This window comes from Pseudomonas fulva NBRC 16637 = DSM 17717 (assembly GCF_000730565.1).
Lineage (GTDB): Bacteria > Pseudomonadota > Gammaproteobacteria > Pseudomonadales > Pseudomonadaceae > Aquipseudomonas > Aquipseudomonas fulva.
Genome location: NZ_BBIQ01000002.1, coordinates 182,974 through 208,130, shown reverse-complemented (window position 1 = coordinate 208,130; position 25,157 = coordinate 182,974). Strand labels below are relative to the sequence as shown.

Annotated in this window: 35 protein-coding genes and 1 tRNA gene; 20 read left to right on the top strand and 16 right to left on the bottom strand. The window is 57.8% G+C overall.

The features are described from left to right. Window positions 1-293: 293 nt before the first annotated feature. From PFU01S_RS03495 to PFU01S_RS03445, 11 genes are all read right to left on the bottom strand, one after another. A complete protein-coding gene (locus PFU01S_RS03495; protein ID WP_028686483.1) occupies window positions 294-803 on the bottom strand; it encodes an acyloxyacyl hydrolase in 510 nt (169 codons plus the stop codon). 244 nt (window positions 804-1,047) lie between these two features. Beyond that, complete coding sequence (locus PFU01S_RS03490; protein WP_028686484.1) at window positions 1,048-1,734, bottom strand: hypothetical protein; 687 nt, start codon at window positions 1,732-1,734, stop codon at window positions 1,048-1,050. A 10-nt stretch (window positions 1,735-1,744) separates the two neighbouring features. Then, window positions 1,745-2,062 (bottom strand): hypothetical protein, encoded by a 318-nt coding sequence (locus PFU01S_RS22535; protein ID WP_028686485.1) that lies wholly within the window; start codon window positions 2,060-2,062, stop codon window positions 1,745-1,747. Then, window positions 2,059-2,322 (bottom strand): phiTE_015 family protein, encoded by a 264-nt coding sequence (locus PFU01S_RS03480; protein WP_033736533.1) that lies wholly within the window; start codon window positions 2,320-2,322, stop codon window positions 2,059-2,061. The genes PFU01S_RS22535 and PFU01S_RS03480 overlap by 4 nt, the downstream gene beginning before the upstream one ends. After that, window positions 2,319-3,617, bottom strand: coding sequence for a tyrosine-type recombinase/integrase (locus PFU01S_RS03475; protein ID WP_028686486.1), 1,299 nt, complete (start codon window positions 3,615-3,617; stop codon window positions 2,319-2,321). Before PFU01S_RS03475 ends, PFU01S_RS03480 begins: the two co-directional genes overlap by 4 nt. Next, window positions 3,614-4,042, bottom strand: coding sequence for a VRR-NUC domain-containing protein (locus PFU01S_RS03470; RefSeq protein WP_028686487.1), 429 nt, complete (start codon window positions 4,040-4,042; stop codon window positions 3,614-3,616). Before PFU01S_RS03470 ends, PFU01S_RS03475 begins: the two co-directional genes overlap by 4 nt. Further along, on the bottom strand, window positions 4,039-4,335 hold the full coding sequence (locus PFU01S_RS03465; RefSeq protein WP_028686488.1) for a DUF1364 domain-containing protein: 297 nt from the start codon (window positions 4,333-4,335) through the stop codon (window positions 4,039-4,041). Before PFU01S_RS03465 ends, PFU01S_RS03470 begins: the two co-directional genes overlap by 4 nt. A gap of 127 nt (window positions 4,336-4,462) precedes the next feature. Beyond that, the gene (locus PFU01S_RS03460) at window positions 4,463-5,242 is read right to left on the bottom strand and encodes a hypothetical protein (protein WP_028686489.1); all 780 of its coding nucleotides are present in this window, start codon (window positions 5,240-5,242) and stop codon (window positions 4,463-4,465) included. After that, on the bottom strand, window positions 5,229-6,200 hold the full coding sequence (locus PFU01S_RS03455; RefSeq protein WP_028686490.1) for a hypothetical protein: 972 nt from the start codon (window positions 6,198-6,200) through the stop codon (window positions 5,229-5,231). Before PFU01S_RS03455 ends, PFU01S_RS03460 begins: the two co-directional genes overlap by 14 nt. Before the next feature lies 1 nt (window position 6,201). Beyond that, entirely contained in the window at window positions 6,202-6,888 is a 687-nt protein-coding gene (locus PFU01S_RS03450; protein WP_033736608.1) for a Rha family transcriptional regulator, read from the bottom strand. Window positions 6,889-7,098: 210 nt separating this feature from the next. Continuing rightward, entirely contained in the window at window positions 7,099-7,323 is a 225-nt protein-coding gene (locus tag PFU01S_RS03445; RefSeq protein WP_028686491.1) for a helix-turn-helix transcriptional regulator, read from the bottom strand. Window positions 7,324-7,427: 104 nt separating this feature from the next. Between PFU01S_RS03445 and PFU01S_RS03440 the strand changes: the two genes are divergently transcribed. Beyond that, window positions 7,428-8,234, top strand: coding sequence for an XRE family transcriptional regulator (locus PFU01S_RS03440; protein ID WP_028686492.1), 807 nt, complete (start codon window positions 7,428-7,430; stop codon window positions 8,232-8,234). A 52-nt stretch (window positions 8,235-8,286) separates the two neighbouring features. Then, complete coding sequence (locus tag PFU01S_RS03435) at window positions 8,287-9,684, top strand: ATP-binding protein (RefSeq protein WP_033736536.1); 1,398 nt, start codon at window positions 8,287-8,289, stop codon at window positions 9,682-9,684. Between the two features lie 66 nt (window positions 9,685-9,750). Here the strand turns inward: PFU01S_RS03435 and PFU01S_RS03430 are convergent, their stop codons facing one another. Continuing rightward, the gene (locus PFU01S_RS03430; protein ID WP_028686493.1) at window positions 9,751-10,077 is read right to left on the bottom strand and encodes a DUF1654 domain-containing protein; all 327 of its coding nucleotides are present in this window, start codon (window positions 10,075-10,077) and stop codon (window positions 9,751-9,753) included. A 713-nt stretch (window positions 10,078-10,790) separates the two neighbouring features. On the opposite strand from PFU01S_RS03430, the gene PFU01S_RS03425 reads away from it, so the two are divergent. The 8 genes from PFU01S_RS03425 (at window position 10,791) to PFU01S_RS03390 (ending at window position 14,880) form a co-directional block, all read left to right on the top strand. Continuing rightward, complete coding sequence (locus PFU01S_RS03425; protein ID WP_028686494.1) at window positions 10,791-11,573, top strand: hypothetical protein; 783 nt, start codon at window positions 10,791-10,793, stop codon at window positions 11,571-11,573. Between the two features lie 27 nt (window positions 11,574-11,600). Then, window positions 11,601-11,780 (top strand): carbon storage regulator CsrA, encoded by a 180-nt coding sequence (gene csrA, locus PFU01S_RS03420; RefSeq protein ID WP_028686495.1) that lies wholly within the window; start codon window positions 11,601-11,603, stop codon window positions 11,778-11,780. Between the two features lie 63 nt (window positions 11,781-11,843). Further along, a complete protein-coding gene (locus tag PFU01S_RS03415; RefSeq protein WP_028686496.1) occupies window positions 11,844-12,149 on the top strand; it encodes a hypothetical protein in 306 nt (101 codons plus the stop codon). Between the two features lie 333 nt (window positions 12,150-12,482). Further along, a complete protein-coding gene (locus PFU01S_RS03410) occupies window positions 12,483-12,866 on the top strand; it encodes a response regulator transcription factor (protein ID WP_023535468.1) in 384 nt (127 codons plus the stop codon). 20 nt (window positions 12,867-12,886) lie between these two features. Then, window positions 12,887-13,147 carry a hypothetical protein gene (locus PFU01S_RS03405; protein WP_028686497.1) on the top strand — a complete coding sequence of 87 codons (261 nt, stop codon included), beginning with the start codon at window positions 12,887-12,889 and terminating at the stop codon, window positions 13,145-13,147. Beyond that, the gene (locus PFU01S_RS03400; RefSeq protein WP_028686498.1) at window positions 13,144-13,602 is read left to right on the top strand and encodes a hypothetical protein; all 459 of its coding nucleotides are present in this window, start codon (window positions 13,144-13,146) and stop codon (window positions 13,600-13,602) included. The genes PFU01S_RS03405 and PFU01S_RS03400 overlap by 4 nt, the downstream gene beginning before the upstream one ends. Window positions 13,603-13,690: 88 nt before the next feature. Beyond that, on the top strand, window positions 13,691-14,038 hold the full coding sequence (locus tag PFU01S_RS03395) for a YfdP family phage-associated protein (protein WP_028686499.1): 348 nt from the start codon (window positions 13,691-13,693) through the stop codon (window positions 14,036-14,038). A 26-nt stretch (window positions 14,039-14,064) separates the two neighbouring features. Then, a complete protein-coding gene (locus PFU01S_RS03390; RefSeq protein WP_028686500.1) occupies window positions 14,065-14,880 on the top strand; it encodes a DUF2303 family protein in 816 nt (271 codons plus the stop codon). Between the two features lie 51 nt (window positions 14,881-14,931). On the opposite strand, the gene PFU01S_RS03385 is transcribed toward PFU01S_RS03390, so the two are convergent. Further along, window positions 14,932-15,810: a DUF2971 domain-containing protein gene (locus PFU01S_RS03385; protein WP_028686501.1), complete on the bottom strand. Its 879-nt coding sequence runs from the start codon at window positions 15,808-15,810 to the stop codon at window positions 14,932-14,934. 67 nt (window positions 15,811-15,877) lie between these two features. On the opposite strand from PFU01S_RS03385, the gene PFU01S_RS03380 reads away from it, so the two are divergent. Next, window positions 15,878-16,642 carry a hypothetical protein gene (locus PFU01S_RS03380; RefSeq protein WP_028686502.1) on the top strand — a complete coding sequence of 255 codons (765 nt, stop codon included), beginning with the start codon at window positions 15,878-15,880 and terminating at the stop codon, window positions 16,640-16,642. 465 nt (window positions 16,643-17,107) lie between these two features. Here the strand turns inward: PFU01S_RS03380 and PFU01S_RS21580 are convergent, their stop codons facing one another. Then, the gene (locus PFU01S_RS21580; protein ID WP_081783922.1) at window positions 17,108-17,305 is read right to left on the bottom strand and encodes a hypothetical protein; all 198 of its coding nucleotides are present in this window, start codon (window positions 17,303-17,305) and stop codon (window positions 17,108-17,110) included. Between the two features lie 85 nt (window positions 17,306-17,390). On the opposite strand from PFU01S_RS21580, the gene PFU01S_RS03370 reads away from it, so the two are divergent. From PFU01S_RS03370 to PFU01S_RS03335, 9 genes are all read left to right on the top strand, one after another. After that, on the top strand, window positions 17,391-19,319 hold the full coding sequence (locus PFU01S_RS03370) for a DNA cytosine methyltransferase (RefSeq protein ID WP_028686504.1): 1,929 nt from the start codon (window positions 17,391-17,393) through the stop codon (window positions 19,317-19,319). Between the two features lie 113 nt (window positions 19,320-19,432). After that, window positions 19,433-19,567 (top strand): hypothetical protein, encoded by a 135-nt coding sequence (locus PFU01S_RS22530; protein WP_255212315.1) that lies wholly within the window; start codon window positions 19,433-19,435, stop codon window positions 19,565-19,567. Between the two features lie 57 nt (window positions 19,568-19,624). Then, the gene (locus tag PFU01S_RS21385; protein WP_050437969.1) at window positions 19,625-20,425 is read left to right on the top strand and encodes a Lar family restriction alleviation protein; all 801 of its coding nucleotides are present in this window, start codon (window positions 19,625-19,627) and stop codon (window positions 20,423-20,425) included. 631 nt (window positions 20,426-21,056) lie between these two features. Next, on the top strand, window positions 21,057-21,392 hold the full coding sequence (locus PFU01S_RS03355; protein WP_028686505.1) for a hypothetical protein: 336 nt from the start codon (window positions 21,057-21,059) through the stop codon (window positions 21,390-21,392). Next, a complete protein-coding gene (locus tag PFU01S_RS03350; RefSeq protein WP_042139082.1) occupies window positions 21,389-21,814 on the top strand; it encodes a phage protein NinX family protein in 426 nt (141 codons plus the stop codon). Before PFU01S_RS03355 ends, PFU01S_RS03350 begins: the two co-directional genes overlap by 4 nt. Continuing rightward, a complete protein-coding gene (locus tag PFU01S_RS22315) occupies window positions 21,790-21,960 on the top strand; it encodes a hypothetical protein (protein WP_169738682.1) in 171 nt (56 codons plus the stop codon). The genes PFU01S_RS03350 and PFU01S_RS22315 overlap by 25 nt, the downstream gene beginning before the upstream one ends. Before the next feature lie 119 nt (window positions 21,961-22,079). Then, window positions 22,080-22,403, top strand: a complete 324-nt coding sequence (locus tag PFU01S_RS03345; protein ID WP_028686506.1) for a hypothetical protein — start codon at window positions 22,080-22,082, stop codon at window positions 22,401-22,403. 39 nt (window positions 22,404-22,442) lie between these two features. Next, the gene (locus PFU01S_RS03340; RefSeq protein WP_028686507.1) at window positions 22,443-22,679 is read left to right on the top strand and encodes a DUF4224 domain-containing protein; all 237 of its coding nucleotides are present in this window, start codon (window positions 22,443-22,445) and stop codon (window positions 22,677-22,679) included. 3 nt (window positions 22,680-22,682) lie between these two features. Further along, window positions 22,683-23,747: a site-specific integrase gene (locus tag PFU01S_RS03335; RefSeq protein ID WP_033736544.1), complete on the top strand. Its 1,065-nt coding sequence runs from the start codon at window positions 22,683-22,685 to the stop codon at window positions 23,745-23,747. A 102-nt stretch (window positions 23,748-23,849) separates the two neighbouring features. Here the strand turns inward: PFU01S_RS03335 and PFU01S_RS03330 are convergent. Together PFU01S_RS03330 and sohB are read right to left on the bottom strand one after the other, a co-directional pair. Beyond that, a tRNA-Cys gene (locus PFU01S_RS03330) sits at window positions 23,850-23,923 on the bottom strand. A 151-nt stretch (window positions 23,924-24,074) separates the two neighbouring features. Then, window positions 24,075-25,094 carry a protease SohB gene (sohB, locus tag PFU01S_RS03325; protein WP_027916138.1) on the bottom strand — a complete coding sequence of 340 codons (1,020 nt, stop codon included), beginning with the start codon at window positions 25,092-25,094 and terminating at the stop codon, window positions 24,075-24,077. Window positions 25,095-25,157 lie beyond the last annotated feature (63 nt).

The window sequence follows — 25,157 nt, the reverse complement described above, 5'->3', positions numbered from 1 at the left end:
TCCTTGATGTGTTTGGAGATCATCTAGCAAAGACGCACCTATTGCCGCCAGACCTATACGGCATGCCGGCAGTGAATTACTACCTAATGCAGAAGCACAACTGGACCAAATCGCAGCTTGCAAATGAGCTCTGAAGAGAAGCGATTTGCATTGAGTGCCGAGCTAACCGGCTACAGACTCCCGCCTGAAGCTCAATTCGACAGCTGAAGTGAGATGAGCTCGCAGGACAGGCGCCGAACCCTAATGAAAGGCAAAAAAAGCCCGCGCTAGGCGGGCAAGGGAGGGTCTGTAAATTAGATCTGGTGGCTGTAGAACAGCGAGTATGACTCGATGCCGTCGTTCGGTTGCTTGATGCCAGCGTTGGAATAGTGGATCGCTCGGATACCGACCTTTTGCGTTTCGCCAATCTTCAGGCCTGCACCAATGCGGTCCTCGAAGTTGAAAGCCGAGCCGAACTCCTGATCCCCTGCAGAGGTGCCCGAAAACACTGCGAGCCCAATCCCCGCTTCGATGAAAGGCTTGATATTACCGCTGCCAAATTCATAAACGAACACAGGGGCGAAGGACAGCGAGTGAGCTCCACCAGAAGCGTCTCCAGCTTCCCAATAGGTGTAGCCAGCATCCCAGTAGCCGGTCAAGCGGCCCGTACTGCTCTCAAACCAGCTCTTGTCCCAGTTGAAGCCCACAGCTGCGCGAGCGGTCAAGCCGCCCTGACTAGTTGCACCGATTGCGCCAGATAGATCAGCAGCCTGTGTACCGGTGGCCAATAGGGAGAACACCGCAGCAGCGATGATTTTTTTCATGATCACGGAATCCTGATGGTTTTCTTAGCAAGCTATCAGAATCATAGTGCTATCAATTCGTTCCGTGCACTCTGAAAAATGAGGCATCTACCAAAGTTTGTGTTTTCGGGACTCGTGAGGCCCTCTGAAGGCAATAAAAAACCCGGCGCGATGGCCGGGCTTTGCAGCGCCATTCCTCAGCAACGCGCAGGAATGACAGGATGGGGATAATTTCTCTCACTCTCTCACTGATGTCAACAGGCAATTATGCGGCGTCTTTGATCAGCAGCCCTTCTGCTTCAAGAATCGCTCGGACCTCGCGCAAAGAGTCGTTGATCATGCCATCCAGCTTTTCCTTGATTCCGGCACGCCAGCGGTAGCGCGTTGGCTCCGACGTAGCATCGAGGTCCCAGGTGTTCATGTCGTAGAAGCTGTCAGGCAGAATTACCAGATCCTCGGCCAGAGCCTCTGCCTTTTTGCGTTCCGCCTGGCCAGCGGCCAATGCAGCGTTGACCAAGTTCTCGCGGCGCCATTCAGGCGCATCCAGCGGAATATCAACCGCAACCGAGCGAGGCCCCTTGCGACGCGCACCTTTGAGCTTTGGGATGGCCCAGGTGGTCACGGCCTTGTAGATGAACAGCTGAGGCGCAGGGCTGGCAATCAGAGGCGCAATGGCCGTGATACCCTGTAGCCGCTTCGCCTTGTTGGTGGCGTACTTCGCATTCAGTGCGCTCCAGTGACGAGGAACGAGCAGGTGATGCAGGCGCGCAGCCAGCCAATAATCCACCTGGGCCCGATCGAAGCCACCTGAACTCCCTCCCAACGAAGCCAGGCAGCCACCCTCTTCTTCTGCCGACTTGTAGAGCTTCTGCCATGCCTGGCCTTTCGCAGCGCCTTTCTCCCCTGCCGCCAGAGCGGCAACTACTGCACCCGATACGCTGTTGTAGATCATGTCCTTCCCCTCAATCCCCGGTGTAGTTGGTGCCGCCGGCGCCGCGGCGGTTATTCGTTTCGTATTGCGCAGACGGCCCTTGAGTGCGCGGTGGTCGCTGGCGATCAACCTGTTGCTCCAGCTCATGCACTCGCAGGCCCAGCTGCGTGACAAGCTCTTCCAGCGGCAGCGGCTCGCCAGTGACAGCCGACAGCCAGCCCGAGGCGTTGCAGCGGCCACATGGCAACTCATAGAAGACGCCCTTAATCACTGCCCTTCCGTTGCAGTCTGGGCACCTGGTCAGGATGACCCGCTCCTTGCGCAGCGCTGGGCCGTGACTCTTCATCAGCCGACCACCTTGAAGCCTTGAGTACGCAATGACTTTTCGGCTACCTCATGGGCCCACTGCCCATCGGGGTCACCGATGATCAGCGCGAAAGGATTCTTGACACACATCGAACTCCGAGAGGCTTCCCACCCCTTATGGAATGACTCCCAATCAGCCTGGGCCAGCGGGTCGATGTAGTTATTGCCCTTGGGGGGCTCGCGGCGATGATCGCGGGCGTTTGTGCGCTCGAACTCGGCACGGATTGCGTCGATATTCGTCATTTCGAATCCTCGCTAGTAACAAATTCGGGATGGCGGCTACAGGCCTTGCCCGCTGCCGCCTGCGCCTGGATCTGTGGGATTTCGGATAAGGCCTCTGTAAGGCCGTGTATGCGCCGAAAGCCGATGCCGTCTAACCAGACATGCCACTTCTCAAGGGCTGCCCTGCGCTGTGCCATGGCCTGAGTGTGGATGTAGGTGCTGGCGATCTTGCCCAGTGAATGGTTGAGCAGCATCTCGCCGATATGTCCATCAATGCCGAGGTCGGTCCAGGTGCTGCGCGATACCTTGCGCAAGTCGTGGCTGGTCCACTCGCCCCGGCCAAGCTCGGTGAACACCGCAGTGGCCTGGCCTTCGCTCAAGCACACGCCGCGCCGGTTCGGGAACAGGTAAACGCCTTCGTACCCATTGGCCTGCTGGATATCCCGGTAGCGCGTCAGCAGAGCGCATAGCTGGGCGGTCAGCGGGAGACGGTGTTCGGTCCGGGTCTTGGCGTTCGCCGCAGGGATGAACCATTCACCGGCCGTTACCGAAACCTCGCTCCACCGTGCCATACGGGTCTCGCCGATCCGGGTGCCATGCGCCAGCATCATCAGGGCCAGCATCACTTTCTCGGGCGCGTCATCAAAGGCATGTACCAGCTGCTGCATGACCTCAGGCAACTGCACGGCTCGCAGTCGGGAGGCCTTGGGCATGATCTTGGCCTTGGTGAAGTCGCTAAAGCGCATGCCGGCCATGGGATCGGCCACGACCAGCCCCAGGCGCTTTGCCTGCTTGAAGGCGGTCAGCAGCAACGCGAACATCTGGCGCAGGTACGACAGCGACACCTCGGCCTGAGACGGCCACATCAGCTGCTTGTCTAGGCTGTCGGCGGTCACATCAGCTATGGCCAAACCGTCCAAGCGCGGCTTCAGGTGCTGCGCAATCGCCGATCGTGCACCCGCCTTACGCTTAGCGGACAGCGCCCGGTCTCGGCCCATGCGGTCACCATACCAATCGAGCAGCTGCCCCACTGTAGCCATGCCCGACGCGACTGGAGCGGTGGCCGGGTCGCGAAGCATACGCTGGCGCAGTGCGGGCAGCTCAGCGATTACGGCCGCAGCGCCCAGATCAGGCCAGCGTGCTACCGGCACCCACTGCTTGCCGCGGACCAGGTGCCAGGTGCCCCTAGATCGATCTGACCAGAAGCGCAGGTACAGGCCCGGGTAACGCAGATCGCGCAGGTCGCGCACGGCCAGGTCGGCGGCCTGTCGGCGCACCTCAGTTTCCGTGAATTTGATGGACCGCGTTGCGCTCATGCTGCCACCGTCGCAGGCTGCAGGAGGTAGGCACGTATCGCTTCTACGGCATCAATGCGGCCCCGGCACACAATCGCCAAGTAGCCCTGCTCGGTCAGAGCCTCGATATAAGCGTGCTGACTGGGCGAGATGTCAGCATCGAACGGCGGCAAAGCTTTGAATTCGATATACAGTCCGAACCAGCCACCGCGGGCCATCGGGAGCACAAGATCAGGCACTCCCGCTTTGACTCCTTGGGCTTTGAGCTTGCCGGCCACCGCCTTCACTCGGTGCCCCCCGTTCGGAACGTGATAGATCAGTTTGAACACCTGCGGGTAACGCAGCTGCAGCTCCTGCATCAGCGCTGCCTGCTCCTGCCCTTCCCTGTCGACGGGCTTGGCGCGTGGCTTGCGCGGCTTGAACGTGCGCATGGCAAACGCAGTCATGCGACCAATACCCCCTCGCTGATGAGCTGCGCCTGGGTTCGCATCACGCCCTCGGCGTGGTATTGGCGAGCGGTAATACGGTCAATCACGTGGCTTCGACCGTCGCATGCGTCATGGCAAGCGCTGCAGCACCATGCGCCCTGCATGTCGTGCGGCTTTTTACCGACGCCACAGGTACCCGCCAGGCGGTAGTGCGCCAAGACAGTAGTCTCGGGGTTGCCGTTGCACACGCCTGGAATACGCACTTGGCACTCGCGGCCACGCGCGGCCTTGGTCAGCTTGGTTTGCCTCATCATTCAACCTCGCAATGCAGCCATATCAGTCTTGCCTGGCGAAGCGCGCCGGGCTGGTCTAAGGCTCCGTCCATCAGCACCATGGAAAACGGCCGATAGCCTGGTACGTGCACGGTCCAGATTCGTTTCACTGCTGCACGCCCAACCCAGCCAACGCGGCGCGAGCCTGGCGCTTGCGGAGGTAGGTGCTTACACGGCGCCGCTGCGCCTCTTTCGCACGGGCGCTATCTTTCTTTGCCTTGGAAGCCGTCAATATCGAGCGGACTTCTGCAAGCTTCTCCCGCACCGCGGCGCTGGCCTTAGCGCGCACCGCCCCTGTAAGCAGGCCTGCGATGGCCTGGCCGTCAGCAGTCACCGGAGCTATGAGAAGGTCGGCAAGGTACTTGTCCCCCGTATCACGGCTGATCAATTGAGTCCGCACAGCGGTTTCAACGGCCGTCACGCGCCGCGCGGAATCGAAGCCCAGAGAAACCTCCCAGGTGACAGACTTGTCTTCAGCGCGAGCGAAGCTGACCAAGCGCTCATAAGCGCTCATGAAAGCCATTCGGGCGCCAATCTTGTCGCCTGCTTCGAGAATCGGCTGGGACGCCACCATGGCCTGACGAACCTCGTGGGTGAGCACTACCGTCTCGTATTCGTCATTGGCCGCCAGGGCGATGGACCACGCTTCATCCTTACCGGGCCGGCCATCGGCAGCGTGGATATGCTTCAGGACCATGCCCAATGACAGGCGCCCTGCCGGCTCGCGACGGCACGCTCGCAGCGCGGCGACAATCACCTTGGGGTCGTGCGCTGACAAGTCTTCTGCGATCAGTTTGGCGCCAGCGGCACTGATGGTCTGGCCCATGGCTTCAGCCGTTGCGCAAATAGCCATAGCCAGCTCGGCGATGTCATCACAGGAAAGCATTGCGCTTACCCCCCTGGCGATTGCGGATAGACTCGGCGGCATCCTGGGCGGCGTTGATGTTCGCCTGGGTCTGCTCCTGCTGGCGCGCCGTGGTGGCGTTCATCTGCCGGTTTGTGACCCACTGGGTGTGGTAGGCCTCACACTTGGTGAGCAGGTCGCCCAGGTTGTGGCAGCCGTTGATCAGTCTGGAGTCGTTGATCGACACGAAGTACGCGGCCACTTGGTGGGCGACGTCGATACCCAGGCGGTCGATCAGTTGTCCCAGTTGCCCGCCGACCTTGGCGTTCCACACCGGCCAGGCGCCGTAGCGCTTGCGATAGGCCATGGCGTAGTTGGCCCAGGCCTTGTAGGTCTTGCAGGTCTGGTCCTTCGGCCCTGGCATGTCCTCGGGGATTTCACACCGAGGTGCACCAGCCGGAACCAGCGTCAGCCCCGTGGGTTGCGACGGCGGAGCCGGGGCATCCTGCGAACTGTGACTGGTACCCTGATTGGTATCTTGATTACTGGTATCTTGATTTGTCGGAGATTTTTCCGACCCTGGCTCGGATTTATTTCCGACCTTGCTCGGATTTTTTTCCGAGGTAGATCGGATTTTTTTCCGACCCTCTGTACCCGCCTTCAAGGTCGGATATTTTTCCGACCCATCCTCTTTTTTGTTCCACTGCGCTGCCTTGTCGGTCAGCCGGAAAAGCGTGACACTCGAAGTGCTCGAAAGCTCGATCAGGCCAACGTCCTGCAGCACCTTCAGCATGCGATACGCCGTGTCGGGCTTATCCGTCAGCAGCGGCAGCTCTTCGATGATCTTGGCCTTGCTCAGCACGAAGAAGACGCCCTGCTCAGTCGTCATCGCCTTTGCCCAACTCGGGCAGCCATAAACGAATGCGAACAGCAACGCCTGCTGGGAGTTGAGTCCCCACTCCAAGGCCTTGACCTGGTTGATGGTTACAGTGAATTGCATGTCAGCTCCGCCCTATGCTTAGGCCAGCCACGGGCATTGCGAGGAGCTCTGCCAGGCGTGCCAACCCCTTGGGCGTGACCAGAACATCGAACGCCGCGCGGTCACTGCCTGTTTCGGGATCAGGCTTGAGGCCGGTCACTTTGTGCTTGAGTAACCCCGCACTGATCCGGGGCTGATAGGCAATCCATCGCTTGGAGCCGCGACGACGGTAGATCCAGCGGTTTTCTTCCAGCCAGCCAAACAGCCTGAATGGCGCCAACTGAAGCTGCTTCGCAGCATCGGTGACGCATATGGCGCCGCCTGCACCCGCCAGACGCACAATCGCTGCTACCTTCGGGGCCTGCCTGGCGAGCGCATCCTGGAGGCGCTGGTTCTCCTCAGCCTTGTCGGCAGCAAGACGCAGCGCCTCTGCGAAGTTTGTCGGGACCTGCAGGTGCGCCAGCATTCGGGTCTCCAGCTCCTGCCAGCGATCAATGATCCTGGCCCGGAGTGACGCGTCGTACCCCGAAACCAGCACCAGGGCATCCCGCTGATCAAGAAGGAATTCAGGATAAGCCTGGCCGTTTTGAGGATGCACGTAGGGGGTCTCCTCAGATTTGAGGACACCCCTTTTTGCCAGGGCCCGTGCGTCACGCAGTACGTTGTCGTGACTCTTGCCGGTCAACTCAGCTACTTCGCGAGTCGACATCAACCGGCGCAGTTGCTCAGTGCGTGGAAATGCCGTGGGAGCGTGAGTGTTGCTTGCATCGATCGCTCTGTGCATAATCGACCTCGCTGTTTTGTGAAAGAAGCCGGGCTGCCACCCGGTTTTTTTGTGCCTGCGATTCAGGTACTGGATGGATCAGCAGGTGTTTCGGTCATCTACTGGCGAAGCGCCAGATCAGTAATCATTTAAATGTCAGGCGGCTTCTGGGCCGCGAGCCGTTGGCGGAAAGACTCCATCAAGGCTGCAATCGGCGCCGAGACCGTTCAGCGCATCGACTATCTTCCGGGCTGCATCCAAGCCGACACTCCGTCGGCCGGCCTCGTAATTGGCCAGACGCGACTGATTCCAGCTGAGCTCCCGGCAAAGGCGCGCCTGGCTAATCCCCGCCTCTACCCGGATCTTGCGAACGTTGTTCATTCGGGGCTCCTCAATGACTAGCACTCAGGATAAACACGCATCGTGTTAATATCAATCACAATAAGTGAAAGCCGCGTATTTCGTTTCGTGATGAAATCTCGCGCATGACTGAATCACTGAGCCAGCGCATTAAGCGCTTGAGAAAAGCGACGGGAATGTCCCAGGCCCAGCTGGCAGATGCTTGCGGCTGGAAATCGCAGTCACGCGTAGGGAACTATGAAGCCGGTACGCGAGAGCCGACGCTGGCGGATATTGCAGCTATGGCAGCTGCCCTTGGAGTCGACCAATCCGAGCTACTCCTGAACTCCCCGACAGTGCCCGAGGTTTCGGCGCCAGCACGGAGTACGGCTGATCTTGTCAGGCAGATGCTCGCAAAGAGCGGCAAAGGCATTCCGGAAGAAGCCCGTCAGCGCCTCCTTGCTGCGGCTGAGGAGCCGAGCGCTAGCAGTGTCGTCGCGGCTGACTTTGTTCGCCCAGGCCTAGTGGGCGATGAGGTGTGGATTGCTCACTACGACGTGCGCGGAGCAATGGGTGATGGTGAGGTAGCTCACGACTTCCCTGAGATGCTGCAGGACATCCGCGTCAGCCCTACTCACCTACGTGAGATGGGAGTGGAGTTCAAAGAGCACTTCCATCTGAAGCTCATCACGGGTGTCGGTCAGTCGATGGCCCCTACCATCAAGAGCCGCGATCCGCTGGTCGTTGACATCAGCATCCGTGAGTTCGTGGGCGACGGGGTTTACTACTTCTCCCACCAAGGCCATCAGTACATCAAGCGCCTGCAGAAGAAGGGCCGCGACCATTTCAAGATGATCTCGGACAACACGAACCATCCCCCTGAAGACATTCGGGTTGATGAGACCTACATCCAGGCCCGGGTTCTGCTGGTTTGGAATGCTCACCTAGTTTGAAAAAGCCGCCAAATTTGGCGGATGGCTTTTAACCGATTCAAAGGAATGTGTCATGTATCCAGTGTACAAAATAACTGAAGAGCAAGCACTGAAGATCCTTTGCACCCCTGAAGATTTCCTGAATGATGTAAAGGCAAAAGAAATTAAGCCTTCGAAGCTCTCGGAAACAGTTTCAGCATTTGCTAACGCTTCCGGTGGCGATATCTACATCGGCATTGCCGAAAACAAGGCAAATCGCACTAAAGAGTGGAATGGCTTTTCAGAGCCTGAAGAAGCCAACGACATTCCGCAGGTTCTTCTACAAGCTCATCCTTTTGGAAATCATTTGATTTTCGAATACCTAGAATGCGATGGCTATGATGGTTTAATACTCCATATAACTATCAAAAAAGTCAAAGAACTTGTAAAATCATCCTCAGGCGACATTTACATAAGAGTAAATGCGGGCAAGCAGAAAATAGACAGCCCAGATTCTTTGAGGAGGCTTGAAATGGATAAGGGCATCATAACTTTCGAAAATGAATGGGTGGAAGTCTCGCCCCAAAGGATCGAAAACAGCCTATCTATCTTAAGCTTTCTACTGAATATTATTCCCAGCGGAGAGCCAAAAATCTACCTTGAAAACCAAGAACTGATCAAGCCTGGCCACGCAAAGGTATGCGGGGTCTTATTGTTCTGTGACGAACCAGCAATTTACCTCCCTAAGCGCAGCAGCATCAAAATCATGCGCTACAAAACTAAAGAAGATGATATTGGACGTGAGTTCTTGGACGGCAATCCTCTGACTATAGAGGGTGACGCTTATAATCTTATTTTTGGCGCCGTTAAGAAAACAAAGGAAATACTTGAAGGCATCCAAAAGCTTGGCGATGGCGGACTAGAAACAATCAAATACCCTGATGAAACTCTGCATGAAATTATCACAAATGCTGTGCTACACCGAGACTACAGCATCGTAGCTGATGTCCAGATACGTATCTTCGACAACCGTGTTGAGGTCGAAAGCCCTGGCAAGCTACCTGGTCATGTAACCGTCAGAAACATTCTTCACACTCAAAGCGCTCGAAATCCATCACTAGTTCGCTTAATCAACAAATTCCCCGACCCACCTAACAAGGATGTTGGCGAAGGACTGGACACTGCCTTCCGAGCAATGGAAATACTTCGTTTAAAAAAGCCCGTTATTTCGGAGCTTGAGACTTCGGTACTGGTAGTAATCCGACACGAATCGCTTGGTTCACCGGAGGAAATTGTGATGGAATACATGACTCGTAACGATGAAATAACAAACTCTATAGCTCGGGAACTTACGGGGATCAAAAGTGAAAACTCGATGAAGAACGTTTTCCTTCGTCTTAAGCAGAGCAATTTGCTGGAACCGATCCCAGAGCGACGCGGGTCTGCATCAGCATGGCGGAAGGCAATCAGGCCTACCGTAGATGAAGAATGACTGATTGAAACCTCCCACCGGTTAGCTGCGCATGCTAACCGGTGGCCATAGACCCGAACTCTTCCTTTAAAACGGCGCCTCTTCCTCCAGCTTCTCCTCGTCCCAATCCTTTGGCACGACTAGGTCATCGCGATCCCCAGGACTCTGGACCTCCCACCTCACGGTAACGCTATCGTCGTCGTTGAACGTCAGATCCAGCTCAGGCGTTTCGACCAGCAGCCCCATCACCTCCTCCCACTCCATGTCTCCATCCGTGTCCAGGCGATGGATCGTCACCCAGCGCTGCGACTGCGCAATCGGATGATTGATCATCGATGAGACACGAAGGCCGAGACGCTCTACCCCGGTCATTTCTTGGCGTGCTTGTGGTGCCGTCTTCTTCTGCTTGGACATAAACCATCTCCTTTACTGTATATCCATCCAGTCTTTTCGGTGAGGATACATCACGCCTTGTGAAACGTGAACCCGCACCGCAGGGAAAATCCTCAACACACCATCAGGTAAATAAATCACGTATCGTGTTGACATTGAAAACACGTTGCGTGATATTTGCATCAGCACGCAGCCACTAACGCTGACTGCCGAGGCAATCGAGTCTCACCGCTCTTTACACAACCAGACGTGACCACCTCGACGCACCCAGGCCATCACCTGGGTCGGGACAAGCTAAGTCGTCGACCATGCAGCCTCTGGATAGCTGCCGGCCTCTCCCATGAGAGGACGCCAAACCATGCAAGCCACCTGATGCGTAGCCAGTAGCTGCAGCAGGCAGTGGTGGGGAAACCCGGCGCCGAGCATGGAGCGGATCAAAAACCATAGGAGGAATCTGCCATTGAAGTAGCAAGCCCAGCCGGAAAACGGACCGGCCACCCACGACGAGCTGCCCTACCCAGTAGGCCGCCGAGCTGCAGCTGGCAGTCGTGTAGCGAATACCTAACCCCATGACCACCCCGCCAAGGCCGATCAAAGCGAGGTGACCAGGGAAGCTCAAGGCCAGACAGAAGATCGGGTGAAGCCATCGGTGGTGGAGCTCGACCAAGGTTTCACTGGCTGGCCTTCTCACGAGGGCCAGACGGGAAATCAACCACACATGGATGGATCACCTAATGACTCAACAAACTCTTCAGGAACTATTGGTCGAGCGCGTCAGCGTCTATGCCCAGTCAGACCGTGCGCGCGAACTGATCGATCAAGGCGTTGAAAGCATGTTCAAGGACGTGGTGAAGGACACTTTCCGCTCCTATGGCGATTTCGGCAAAGCCGTGCAAGAAGCCGTCAAAGCCGCTCTGCCAGCCAACGTCACCGACATGTTTGAGCTGCAGCGTTACAACGCACTTGTGGCAAACGCACTTCGCGAGCGGTGGGAGGCAGCGGCGCTGCAGTCCACCGTGCTGGACCAGGCAGAGAAAGCCATCGCAGAGGTGATGGACGGAGAAGGCCTGCTGAGCGGTGAAGTTTCCCTTAAAGGGTTGCTGGACGAGTTCGTTAGCGAGCATCGCGAGAAAGCCGCCGAGGAGCATTGGATGAACCCAGAGATCCGCTTCGAAGAAACCATGAGCGGACGGTCAGAGTTCATCTACATAGGCTTTGATCCAGAGCCAGAGGACAGTCGCGCCATGTCCTCCTGGCAAACTGACCCGCGGGGAATCTACAGCTTGAGGAACTCGCTGCACGTTCACATCGTAGGCTCGCGCACGCCTGAAGAGCCGCACCTCCCGACCGTGCAGGTTGCCGAAGTCCTAAGTGCGAAGTTGGACGACAAACGTATAGCCGTGAACATGCGCATTCGCTCCAAGTGGGAACGCATGTTGGCATCGCTCTACTTCGGAAACGCCGTGCTCCTGATCGACTGCGATCCAGACGATTTCAGTTACGGCTTCGACGACTGACCAAAACAACACCCAAGGAGTAGGACCATGCTGATACTGACCCGCAAAGTGGGCGAAACCATTGTGATCAACGACACCATCCTCGTGACGGTGCTGCAGGTGAAGGGTGGCCAGGTACGCCTGGGCATCGAAGCACCAAAGGACGTGTCAGTGCATAGGCAGGAAATGCAGGAGCGCATCGACTCAAAAGCCGAGGTTGCTGCCTGAACCGATTTCACTGGCTGGCCTTGGCGACAGGGCCAGACGGGAAATTAAACCGAGGCCCACATCGTGAACAAAGAAGAAATCTATGACGCGCAAATCAGCCCTCTGATGCTACAGATCATCGAGATCTGCAAGTCAAAAGGCATTGCGATGATAGCCAGTTTCGACATCGGCCATGATGGCGAGGGGCCAAACGGTGAGGACTGCACTGGGCTGCTCTGTTCCAGTCTCACCCCGGATGGTGATGGAAATCCTAACCCAGCGTTCCAGCAGGCATTCGGCCTAATCAAGCGGGGACGCTATGCATCTCCTGCACTTCACGTAACCACGCAGCATGCCGATGGCACACGCACGCTGGCCGCGATCATCTGATGCCAAGACAGCCGGAAAGACGGCCCGATGCCCTGCTCCCCATCGCAGGCTGCATTGGAGATTGATCGGAGCGTGCTCAAGCGAGCTGCAGCGCTAGGATCGCAAAGACCCGTGAACCTCCTGAGCCGGTATATGCGAGACGGCCAATACCAGAAACGCGGCGGGAACCAAGCAGGAGTAGCGCCCTGGTGTTCCGATCAATCTCCGATGCATCCCGCATCCCCTTCCCTTCACATACGACCGCATTGGCAGGCGCCAGGCTCGCGCTCCTCGGCTGCGCGGGGGTTGGTCACCCGCCCTGACGCCTGACCAATGCGGTTGCTGAGGATAATCATGGAGACGATCACCTGCGGCTCATGGACTGGCCAGCTCGGCAAGACGCTGGCACCACGCGAGCTGGAAGCACTGCTCTGGGTTGCCCAGGGCCTGACCACCAAAGAGATCGCGCGGCAGATGGCGGTCACCCCCGGCACCGTGGCCAACCGTATCGAGGCTGCGCTGTTCAAGCTGGAGGCCGGGCGCCGCATTGAAGCGGTCACCAAGGCCATGCGCCAGCAGATCATCAGTCCGCTTTGCATCGTGCTGGCCGGGCTCATCGCCATGCACTCAGTCATCAACGACAACGATCCGATGCGCCGCGACCGCCGTGCACCGGAACGCCGAACCGCTCAAGTTCGAATCCTTCGCCGGGCTGAAAGCCTGGAACTTCACGCCTGACCTTCACCGAGGATCAACTCATGCGAACTGCTATGCATCCTGCGTTTCAGGAAAAGTTGGCCGTGCTCGCCGCCCTGCTCGAGCGCAGCAAAATTGTGCGGACTGAGACTCGCGAGAGGATCGGCGCGCCGCGCTTTCAAGTAGCCAGTCAGGGCCAGGAGTGGGACGTAGTTGACGCCACTACCGGCGCTGTCCAGGGCTTTGCGTTTTCCTACCAAGCCGCGTTGCGATTTGCCTCAGCGATGGAAGCCGGCGCCGCCAGCAAAGGCCTGCGTCAATGAGCAAGCGCAAGCCTCACAACATGCGTGCCCGGTTGGATCGAACCTGCCGCGCCCTGGTGTCAGCAAACCATGCCGCCGTAGTGAATATCGATCCAAGCGGCCAGCAGGTGCTGATCAACTGGAAGAACCTCAAGCAGATCCGCGTCCGACAGATCGTAGACGCCGTCTGCGATATCCCTCACCGCTGGACCATCTACCTCAGCGTGCTGTGTCGCACTGAGTTCGGCGAGCGGTACCACAAATCGATCGAAGTCGCGCCCCAAGGTAACTATCGGGCCGAGCACCTCACTAATGTGATCCAAGCGACCTACACAGACCTGCGGGCAACAGCCAACCCTAATCACCTGGTAGCCACCGGCTGGATCGCCATCCCTACCGATACGACGCTCGACGAGGCAGAGGCCGCAAAGATTTTTGCCGCCGTCGGCGCATGGAGTCAGCAGAAAGCAGCATGAAGCGCATCACCGCACGCGTTCGGCACGGCCGGCGCCAGCAATACATCAATCTGCCGCCCAGCGGCCTTGTCCTCTCGGAGCATCAGCAATGCCAACACCTACAGATACTACCGAGTTCCTCCAGGAGCTCAACGGCGGCGCATTCGCCAGCCAGATCGGCCACGCTCTCTCAGAAGTAGCCGCCGGCGTGGTCGATCACGGCAAGGCCGGCAAGATCACCATCACTCTGGACTTCAGCCAGATCGGTGACTCCCACCAGGTGAAGATCAAGCACAAGCTGGCCTACAAGGTGCCCACCAAACGCGGTGATCGCAGCGAAAACACCAGTTTGGACACGCCGATGTACGTCGGTACCGGCGGCAACATTTCGCTATTCCCTGAGAAGCACGACCAGCTCTTCAACCGTGATGAAGCTCCGGTCCATCCGCGTACTTGATCCCTACCCCACCAAGGAAAACCCGCATGTCCCTCACCAAAGAAGCGCTAGAACTCATCCAAGAAACCACCATTGCCGCCGCCGGCCGAGACCTTCCCGCATTAGGCCCGGTTGTTGTGGTGCCGCAGCATTTCAACGTGGTTGACCTGGAACGATACCAAGAAGGCCGCAACCGCTTCCGTGGCACCTACTCCACTCACTCTCTGGTCGACTTCGGCGCATATGTGGTCGAACGCGCAGCCCCTGACGCCCGCGGCTTCATCGATCAGGACGCCATGACCTGCGTGGTGCTGTTCAACCTGGGTACGCCGGACCTACCAGGCCACGCTGACGACCGTGCGGTGCTGCGACTCAAGCCTTCGGCCGCGTTCGCCGCCGTACAGGCCATCTGTGGCCAGGCTCTGGTGCAGAGGGCCATGAGCGACTGGATCGAGGACTGGCACCAGCACTTGGTCGCGACCGACGAGTACGGCGCCGTGATGAGCATCGCCAAGGCCATCGCAGCTGTGCGCACAATCACCGTCAAGGCTTCGTCCGAAAGCGACCACGCCGTCAGCGAGACCCGCGCCAGCCGCAGCGCCATGGATTCGATTGAGGCCAGCAGCAAGGAAACCCTGCCGGCCTGGCTCGACTTCAAGGTCATTCCGTTCGAAGGCCTGGGCGAGCAGACCATCCGCCTGCGCGTGTCGGTTATAACCAGCGGTTCGCAACCGCAGCTGAAACTTCGTTGGCTGGGCGAGGAAGCGCAGCGCGAGGCGATTGCTCAGGAATTCAAGCAAGTGCTCGAGGGCAAGGTAGGCGATGCGGCCAAGCTGGTGCTAGGTAGTTTTGATAGCAAATAGACTGACCTACGCCACATGTGGCTGTACATGTGGCGTAGAACCTCGAATAATTCATACTTCTCCACTTAGAAATTCATATATCGAATCCTCGCCCTTCAAAAGATTTGACTCGATTACATTACATTTCAAACCATATACACGACATACTGCCCTTATTGCCTTGCCGTAGGAAATATCAACGTACGGCGAAATGTATACGCCACCCAGAATTTGGGACACATCAACCTTCATCTCATATGGCTTTGGAGTGAAGGTACTAAAATTTTTATAGTTAACATCGGCGACAAAAAACGCTCGAATTTCCTTTTCATGGGCAAAAGAAATTCTTTTCAAAAGTGGCGTCATAATTCCACCCACAAGACAATCTTTCGGGGTTATCCCAGGGTCCGCATAGTCTAAGTATCTAACTTGACCCAAAAACATTTTCTGAACCCAGTCTATCTGCTGAGCCCCTTCCAAAGCTTTACGGAGGTCTCCCACTGTACTTCTGATTGCTACACCTTTGTGCGATTCTCCGTAAAGTTTCCACATGGCCTCAGATTCATGAGGGCTCGCATGCCAGCAGTTAACCAATGTGCTTTTGGCAATTGCTGAATATGAATTACGAAAATCCGCCGGCCTCTCCGAAATTTTCTTTCTCAAATATTCTAGACTTTGAATAAACTTAGCATTACCAGCCTGACTTGAAGCGTATGAGTCAAATATTTCGATATTGCCCTTTATTGTCTCGTAAAAGGGGTCGCTTATCGAATACATTAACTGAACAATTTTGGCAGGAGGATAGCCTTCGAATGGATCGGTTTTCTCGTAAAACGAAAGAGGCGAAAAAAATAAAGCCGAGTCTTCCAGAAGGTTAACGAATTTATCGAGCCCCATGTATCTCCATATAACCACATCATCCGACAAATCACCTACCACTTGCACATTCATAACACCTCCATAATCTTGCATTCCTAGCAAGGACATTAACTATAGTTCCATTACGAGAGTGTGTCCTATGCCCAACCGCATCGTGTGCCAGTTCAGCTGCGGCGCCGCTTCGGCGGTGGCCACTAAGCTGGCCCTGGCCCAATACAGCGCCACCCATGACGTCCAGATCGTGAACGCTTTCCTCGCCAATGAGCACGAAGACAACCGGCGGTTCGCCCAGGACTGCGAGATCTGGTTCGGCCAGCCAATAACCGTCCTGCGTGACGAGAAGTACGGCGCCAACGTGTTGGAGGTCTTTCGCCGTGAGCGGTACATGAAGGGCCGCACCGGTGCTCCCTGCACCAAGATCTTGAAGCGGCGCTTGCTCGACAAATGGAAGCAACCCGGAGACGTTATGGTCTTCGGCTATACGGCCGAGGAGGCCGATCGGCTCGAGGACTTCCGCGAGCGCAATCCGGACCGTCCTGTCATCGCTCCGCTGATCGAGCGCGGGCTGGGCAAAGAAGACTGTAAGGCCATGATCCAGCGATCCGGCATTGAGCTGCCTCTGATGTACCGGATGGGCTACCACAACGCCAACTGCATCGCTTGTGTGAAAGGTGGTGAGGGTTACTTCCGGGCCATACGCGAGGATTTCCCGGAGCAGTTCGAGGCGCTGTGCGTGATTCAGGACGAACTGGGCCCAGGCTCCTACCTGTTCCGCAACCGCGACACCAACGTGCGCTTATCCCTGCGCGACCTCGGCGACGGCCCAGTGCGTCGCAACGAGAAAATCCCATCCTGCTCGTTCTTCTGCGAAATGGCAGAGGCCGACATCATCGCAAAATCCTAAAACGAGCCTAGTGCTTCCGGCTCTTTCCTAGTCCAAACGCCCCGCCGCCAACGGTGTAAACACTGCGACGCTTTTTCTTTTTCTGCGGTCCTTCAAAGAGGACCTTGAGCCGTCTTGCGCGGGCCGCCCCAGTCAGATCGCAAACACGCTTTCCTTCCGACCCCATGCACTTCTCGAGGTGCTTCTTCAGCGACTTCGAACTGAACTCTCCTTTGCAGTACCTGCAAACTTGGTCAATTGGCCGCCCCTTTGAATCAACTGAAATCGCCATGGTTTCCCTCCACCGAAGACGTCAGCATAGCCTTGAGGTATCCCCATGCCCACAGAAAACCGATCCAGCAATACAGGGATCGGCAGCGTGCCGCGCGAGCAGCTGCGCCACGAAATAACGGTATCACCGGCTGTGGCGCGGAAGCTTGAGAATTTCAGGGCGCGCGAAGCGCTCAGGCTTTCCTGCGATAAGTTTTAGAGCTGCTTCTTGAGGTGATCCAGATAATTTCTAGCAGCTGTCTTTTCATCAGTACCTGGCGGCCCATCTGCACCTGCTAGCGATGATTCAGCATTTCTGAACACTACTGTGCTCGGGATGCTTGATCCGCTAGTTCTGAGTACTGCCATCAGCAAGTGTTCTATTGCATCCAATTGCGCTTGTAGCTGGCTCATTTCCAATTCCTTTTAGTCCGGCCGTATGCCGTTCGCGAGTATTAACTCAACCCATCGAATCGCGCCATCCTGGCGAGGACAGAACATGTCTAGATTTCACAAAAAAAACCCCCTCGACTTCAAAACTCAGTACGGACTCGGATTTTTCCCTCAGGATGACGAGATAATTGTTGACTTTTTCTGCGGTGGCGGCGGTGCCGGAACTGGCTTGGAAATGGGCCTGGGCCGCGCAGTGAATGTGGCCAAGAACCACAGCCCAGCCGCGATCAGCATGCACACCGTCAACCACCCGCACGCCAGACACTTCACCACGGATGTGTTCGATGGTGATCCAGACGTGGAGTGTCAGGGGCTCCCGGTTGGCTGGTTCCACATGTCACCCGACTGCACCCACCACAGCCAGGCCGCCGGCGGACAGCCGCGCAAGCGCGAGATCCGCAACCTGTCGTGGATCGGCCTGAAGTGGGCCGGCAAGAAAAGGCCTCGGGTCATCAGCCTGGAGAACGTGAAGCAGATCCTGCAGTGGGGTCCATTGGTCGCCAAGCGCGACAAGGCCGCCGGCCGGGTGATGAAGCTGGACGGCACCGTGGCCACCATTGGCGAGCGCGTACCTGTGCAGCGGCAGTTCCTCGTGCCTGATCCCAAGCGCCGCGGTACTACGTGGCGCCGCTTCGTGCATCTACTGGAAGGCATGGGCTACCAGGTGGAATGGCGAGTAATCAAGGCCTGCGACTTCGGCGCGCCAACCAGCCGGGAGCGCCTGTTCATGATCGCCAGGTGCGACGGTCAGCCAATCGTGTGGCCAGAGCCGACCCACGCCAAGAACCCAGCCAAGGGGCAGCAGAAGTGGCGCACTGCCGCCGACTGTATCGATTGGACCGTCCCGAGCAAGAGCATTTTCAGCCGCAAGAAAGCACTGGCCGACGCCACACTGCGGCGGGTGGCCAAGGGCATGAAGAAGTTCGTGCTGGACAACCCCCAGCCCTTCATCGTGCCGATCGCGAACTGGTCGGGCGAACTGGCCCAGCCTGCCGACGAGCCGCTGCGTACCGTTACCTCATGGCCGCGGAGCGGTTCGTTCGCAATGGCCAGCCCAACCCTGGTGCAGACCGGATACGGAGAGCGTGTTGGGCAGCAGCCGCGAGTTCCTGGCCTGGACCAGCCGCTGGGCACTGTTGTAGCCGGCGGCGTGAAGCACGCGCTGTCCAGCGCCGTAATCTTGCCTGCCACCCATCAGGGCGCCGACAGGGTGAATGACCCTAGCGAGCCGCTGCCCACGGTCACAGCTGCCAACCGCGGTGAGTTGATGATGGCCAGCCCAGTGATGGTCGGGGCCGGCGGCCCAGTGTATGCCGGTCACCCGGTATCAGCTGACCAGCCAATGGGCGCGCTGATGACCCGCAGCCATCGGGCGTTGGTGACAGCATTTATCGAGCAAGCCAACGGCGGCTTCAACACCACGCCAGCAAAGGGCGCGGATGAGCCACTGACCACAGTCACCAATACTGGTAGCCAGCAGCGCCTGGTGACGGCCAACCTGGCCACCCTCCGCCGCAACTGCGTGGGCCGGGCCGTTGATGAGCCAGTGCCGACCTTGACTGCAGGCGCTGAGCATCATGCACTGGTCGAGTACAAGCTATCGTCCGAGCATGAAGAAGGTGCCCTGCGCGTAGCGGCGTTCCTGATCAGCTACTACGGCACCGAGAACACCAGCGCAGCAGACGCGCCTGCGCCAACAGTTACCACCAAGGATCGGCTGGGTCTTGTCACGGTGTTCGTGAAGGGCACGCCCTACGTCATAGTCGACATCTGCCTGCGCATGCTGCAGCCGCACGAGCTGTACCGCGCCCAGGGATTCCCCGACAGCTACATCATCGACAAGGGTGCCGACGGCAAGCCGTTCACCAAGACCGAGCAGGTGCACATGTGCGGCAACAGCGTCAGCCCGCCGCCTATGGCGGCCCTTGCCCGGGCAAACGATCCATGGTGCGCTGCCACATCAATAGCCGCCTAAAAAATAGACCCGACGAACGGCAGTCTGAGACAGCCAGAATAGGGGGCATCCGCTTCCCACTATCAATGCATGTGAGTCATTACCTGATTCCATGACCCAATAGAGGAATAGCTATGCCTAGCAAAATCTGTAAACGCTGCAAGGAGTACCACGAGCAGGAAATCAATAGCTCACTTGGCGCAGGGTTCCTCCTTGCCGTCATCCTTGCAACCATCGCCCACTACTACGGCTTCTGGCACTTCGCGTAACCCTCCAACACAGGGGTAGCCGTACGGCTACCCCATCTTGAATGGATAGACGATCCCATGCTCACAGAAAACCGATCCAGCAACACAGAAATGGCCGCTCAACTGAGCCCGTGTCCGCACTGCGGTCAGCAAGATGCCTTCGTTGAGCAGCTCGACAGCGATGCCTCAGTCGTCATCTGCCAGGGCCGAATTGACGAGTACTCAGCCTGCCTTGCTCGCGGCCCGGTCGGAGTTCAGCAGCACGAATGCGAAGACCAACCAGGCCATGACCAGGCAGTGAAAGAGTGGAACAAACGCGCCGCCGCACAGAACCACTCCGCCCCTATTGCCTGGATGGTTGGTACTGCCATCTGGTGGCACAAGAATGGCGCGGAACGGGATTCCGAGGAGCGGAGCGAACCCATGGTGCCACTTGGCCCATGCGACAGCCCGAGCGAGATAGCGCGCGTCACGGCCCAGTTCAAGGAATGGCAGGCTAGCCATTACCGCAACTACTGCAAAGCCGCCGACGAGCGCGATGAACTGCGCGGACAACTCGACCAATCGCGCCGACTACTGCATACCGCGAGCATTCGGCTCGCAAACTGGCTGGAGCCAGATGATGACCCGCGCAAGCAGATCATTGAGTTCCTGGAAGCGAGCGCAGAGCAAGACGAAGCGCCGCACGACTGCGCCATCTGCCGCGACCTGGGCAACCAGTGCATGGAGTGCGAGGAAGGCGAGTTCCGCGAATGGGCCGACCGACACTTCGCCGCAGCCGACTACCGCAAGACCGATGCCGGGGTGTTCATCCAAGACTGGATGCGTCACGCATATAGCGCCTGGTGTGCGCGTGGCGCTCTCACCAGAAAGCAGTAATCCCACCCCGCTGTAAACCCTCTCCCCTCTATTCACAGCTGCACGAATAATAAATATAAAGGAACCATGAGGCCTATAAACATGCATACACCGGCAAGACTTTTGCTCACGAACTCAGTCATTACTAGAGGTTTGGATAGCTCCAAATAATGACCTTGAAAAAGCCTGCCTCTCGCCTTCGCGCACATTCTGCTAACGAATCCAAGCCCCGCACAACACGCGGGCAATCCATAAACCAAGATTTCAATTCCTAGTTTCCCGGAAAGAAAAAACAAAACGCAGACAGCAATGCAGACAACGATTGTGCCAACCGCAAACCATGCAAGCCTTAGCCCACGCCACTGCGCGACTCTCGAAGGACAGTGTTCTTCGCCAACCATGAAGCTTCCCATATCAACTCCTGATAAACGTGATTGTTAACGGCAACAAACAAACTAGCGAATTGGAAAGCACCAAGCAAGATATCGTGCATCAATTGAGAAAAAAACATTAAAACCCGTCGTGATAATAATTATCCAAAGAGTGAAAGTAACTATAGAGCATCATGAATGGCTAATTATTATCAAAGCTCAGTAACTAATTGAACAACCACTACAGTGCCTGGGCGCTGGATTGATGAGAGGTATGAGCTGTGACCGAGATCGAAGAACTGCTGCTGGCCGCCAAGGCCGCCGGGCTTGAAGTTGAGCCCTGCACCTGCCGCGATCCGATATGGCCGCTGCGAATCAAGGGGCAGTCGGGCACTCGTGCTCATTGGAACCCCAGCATCAACGACGGCAATGCATTCAAACTGGCAATTGGCCTGGGCATGCAGATCAACGTCGAAGGATCTGGTGAGGATGAGGCCGTATGGGCTGATGACACCATGATCTGGGTGAACAGCGAGTATGCCCAGGGCGATCGCCGGAAGGCGGCGCGGACTGCCATCGTCAGCGTTGCCGCTCAGCGCGGAGAGCAGATGCCATGACCGACCTGATCTACGTGAAGACGGCAGATCTCGCCGGCGAGGCCCTAGGCTGGGCGGTAGGTATTGCTGAGGGCCTGGCCCTACACCTCGAGCCGCCTCAGTACGGCAACGGCTTGCGCGTGTTCGCCATCTACCGGGGGGAGGCGACTGAGCGCTGCGAGCGCTACAACCCATGGGAAGCCTGGACACTGGGAGGGCCGCTGGTAGCGAAATACCGCATCGGTTTCGGCCTTTACTCAGACTCGTTCTTCGCCGTCATCGGACTGGATGACTTTGCGGGTGACGCGGATGGCTTGACCCACTTGGTCGCGGCGATGCGCGCGATCGTCAGTGCAAGGCTTGGCGACACCGTCCAGGTACCGAAGGAGCTGCTGATCGACATTAAGAAGGAGGCCACATGGGCTACATCAATCCGCTCCTGAAACTGCCAGCGGGCCGGGCCCTGTTGAAGCTACCGGCCGAGGACAGGGCGCGGATCGAAGCAGTGCTTCGCGAACTGCGCGCCCAGGCTGACGCCGAGGCAGATAACTCTTGGCTTCGCCGCAAGGGGCCGATGGCCGCCTACTGACGCGCCGTCTCGACCTACGCCCTGCACCTGGCGCACGCGCTCTCTCGCAACGCCCAGTCGTAACCCCTCCCCCAACTACTCAAGCCCGCCGACATGCGCGGGCATGGAGAGCTATTGCCATGACGAAACAAGAACTCGCCAGCCTGCCTGATAAGGTGCGCATTGCCATCGAGGCCGGCAAAAAGGCAGCTGCCGCCTGTGCTGACGACGGCGGTAACGCCAATCTCGACCGCGTCGTCATTCCCATTCCCGGTCTTCGCGCCAATCAGGTACCGAGCCTTCCCGGCTATATCCAGCAGCGCACCACCTGGCACCGCCAGGGCATCCACCTCGACACACCTTGGCCCGGCCAAGGCAACCAGCGCAGTGCGGGCGTGCGAGCCATGCACCAGTCGCTCAAAGATCAAGGCGTCGACTGTCACGTCTACTACCAGCTCGACTAACCACCAACCTGCCGCCGCCGGCGGCGTGGAGACCATCCCATGGAACATACAAGCGAGTTTCTCGACGAGGAAGAGGTAATCCGCATTACCGGTTACCAGATCCCGAGCAAACAAATCGCCTGGCTGGCCAACAACGGCTGGCAGTACACGCTCACCCGTGCCCGGCGGCCGGTTGTGGGACGGGTATATGCCCGCCTGAAAATGGCCGGCGTAAAGCCAAACATGGCGAATGCAACAACCGAAACCTGGACATTGGACTTATCGCGCGTGGGGTAAAGGATGCGCAACAGGAAGGCATCGAACAAGGACCTGCCGCCAAGGATGCTGCGGCGGGTCCGCAAGCTGAAAAGCGGGAAATTGTGGGTGGGCTACTACTACGACGGGAGGGATGGTGACGGGAAGCGGCAGGAAGTGCCGCTGGGGACTGACCTCGCTGAGGCCAAGCTGGAATGGGCGCGCCTGGAGCACAAGGCCAAGCCAAAAGTGATGGCGACGATGGGCGAACTGTTTGACCGGTACGAGCGGGACATCATCCCGGGCAAGTCGCCACGAACGCAGAAGGACAACAAGTACGAACTGGAGCGCCTGCGCAAGGCGTTTGCTGATGCACCTATCGAAGCCATCAGCCCGCCGGTCATTGCCCAGTACCGGGACGCCCGCAGCGCCAAGACCCGGGCTAATCGGGAGATAGCCTTGCTGTCGCACGTTTTCACCATGGCCATGGAGTGGGGCTTTGCCGAGCGCAACCCGTGCCTGGCGGTTCGGCGCAACAGGGAGAAGGTACGCGACTTCTACGCGGCCGACGAAATCTGGGATGCGGTGTATGCCGAAGGCGACCAGGGCCTGAAGGATGCCATGGACCTAGCCTACCTGGCCGGCCAGCGCCCTGCGGACACGCTGAAGTTCAGCACTGTAGACCTGGACGAGGACTACCTGTGGGTCGACCAGAATAAGACCGACAAGAAGTTGCGCATCCGGCGGCATGTCAACGGCGAACTCACTGGCCTTGGTCTGTTCATCGAGACGCTCCTGGAGCGGAGAAAGCTGCAGGGTGTACGCAACTCACGCCTCATCACCAACGACTCAGGCCTGCGTATGAGCTGGGAGATGCTAAGGAACCGCTTCAGCGAAGCGCGGGACAAGGCCGCCAGGAAGCTGACCGCTGATGGCAATTCTGACTTGGCTACCAAAGTTCGGCAGTTCCAGTTCCGTGATATCCGGCCGAAGGCGGCGTCGGAAATTGAGGACATCAGCCACGCCAGCCGGCTACTTGGACACTCCAAGGAGGAAATCACCAAGCGGGTATATCGCCGTGTCGGCGAGGTGGTCAGCCCGACGAAATAAAGGGCTGATGCGGAAACGATGCCTAAAGATGCGGAAACGATCCGGGTTTTCTGCGCGCAAATAAAAACCCCGCAGACGTTAATCTGCGGGGCTTTCGAATGGTGGAGGCCGAGGTCGGAATCGAACCGGCGTAGACGGATTTGCAATCCGGAGCATAACCACTTTGCTACTCGGCCTCAAAGTCAGGATCTAGCGGCTTACACCTCGCTATCTCCCCGAAACACTGCGCCTTTAAAGCGTGCTGCGTTTCGATGGGCGCCATTATGTCTACATTCACGTAACCGTGCAACCCCCTGAACGAAAAAAAATTTCAGCAGGTTCAAGGTGTTAGCGCAGACGGCCAAGTTTGCTCCACAACCCTACCAGCGTATTCTCCACGGTGCCGCTGGCCGCCATGCCAATGCGCTCCTGCAGGCTCTTGCGCTCTGCGAAGTGCAGGTGGAACAGGTTGGCACTGCGCGCGCGTTCGCTGAGGTATTCATCGCTGGTCTGCAACGTGTCCACCAGCTTGCGGTTCAGGGCTGCAATGCCCAGCCACACTTCACCGGTGGCCACTTCATCGATGTGCAGCTGGGGGCGGTAGCGGGCGACGAAGTCCTTGAACAGTTGATGCGTGACATCCAGGTCTTCCTGGAACTTTTCCCTGCCCTTTTCGGTGTTTTCACCCAGCACGGTAAGGGTGCGCTTGTACTCACCGGCAGTCAGCATCTCGACATCGATGTCGTGCTTCTTCAACAGGCGATTGATGTTGGGCAACTGTGCCACGACGCCGATGGAGCCGAGCACCGCAAAGGGTGCGCTGATGATCTTCTCGCCGATGCAGGCCATCATGTAGCCGCCGCTTGCAGCCACCTTGTCGATGCATACCGTCAAGGGGATGCCGGCCTGGCGAATGCGGGCCAGCTGGGAGGCAGCCAGGCCATAGCTGTGCACCAGCCCGCCCCCGCTTTCCAGACGCAGTACCACCTCGTCTTGAGGGGTGGCGAGGGTGAGCAGTGCGGTGATTTCGTTGCGCAGGCTTTCGGTTGCAGATGCCTTGATGTCGCCATCGAAATCGAGCACGAAGACCCTGGCTTTTTCGTCCGCCTTGACCTTGCGGGTTTTCTTCTCGGCCTTGGCCTGCTGCTTGCGTAACGCCTTGAGCTGAGCCTTGTCGAACAGGCCTGATTCCAGCCGCTCGCGCAGGTCCTTGTAGAACGCGTTCAAGCGGGTAACCTGCAATTGCCCACCCGGTTTGCGCCGCCCTTTACCGCGCAAGCCGGCAATGGCCGACAGCACGATGAGAACAGCGATGACCAGGGTGGCGGTTTTGGCGAGAAAGCTTGCGTACTCGGCAAGAAACTCCACGGTGACTCCTTCGATAGCTGCGCCAGAAGGCGCGTGAATGGTACAAGCATACCGGTGCACCCC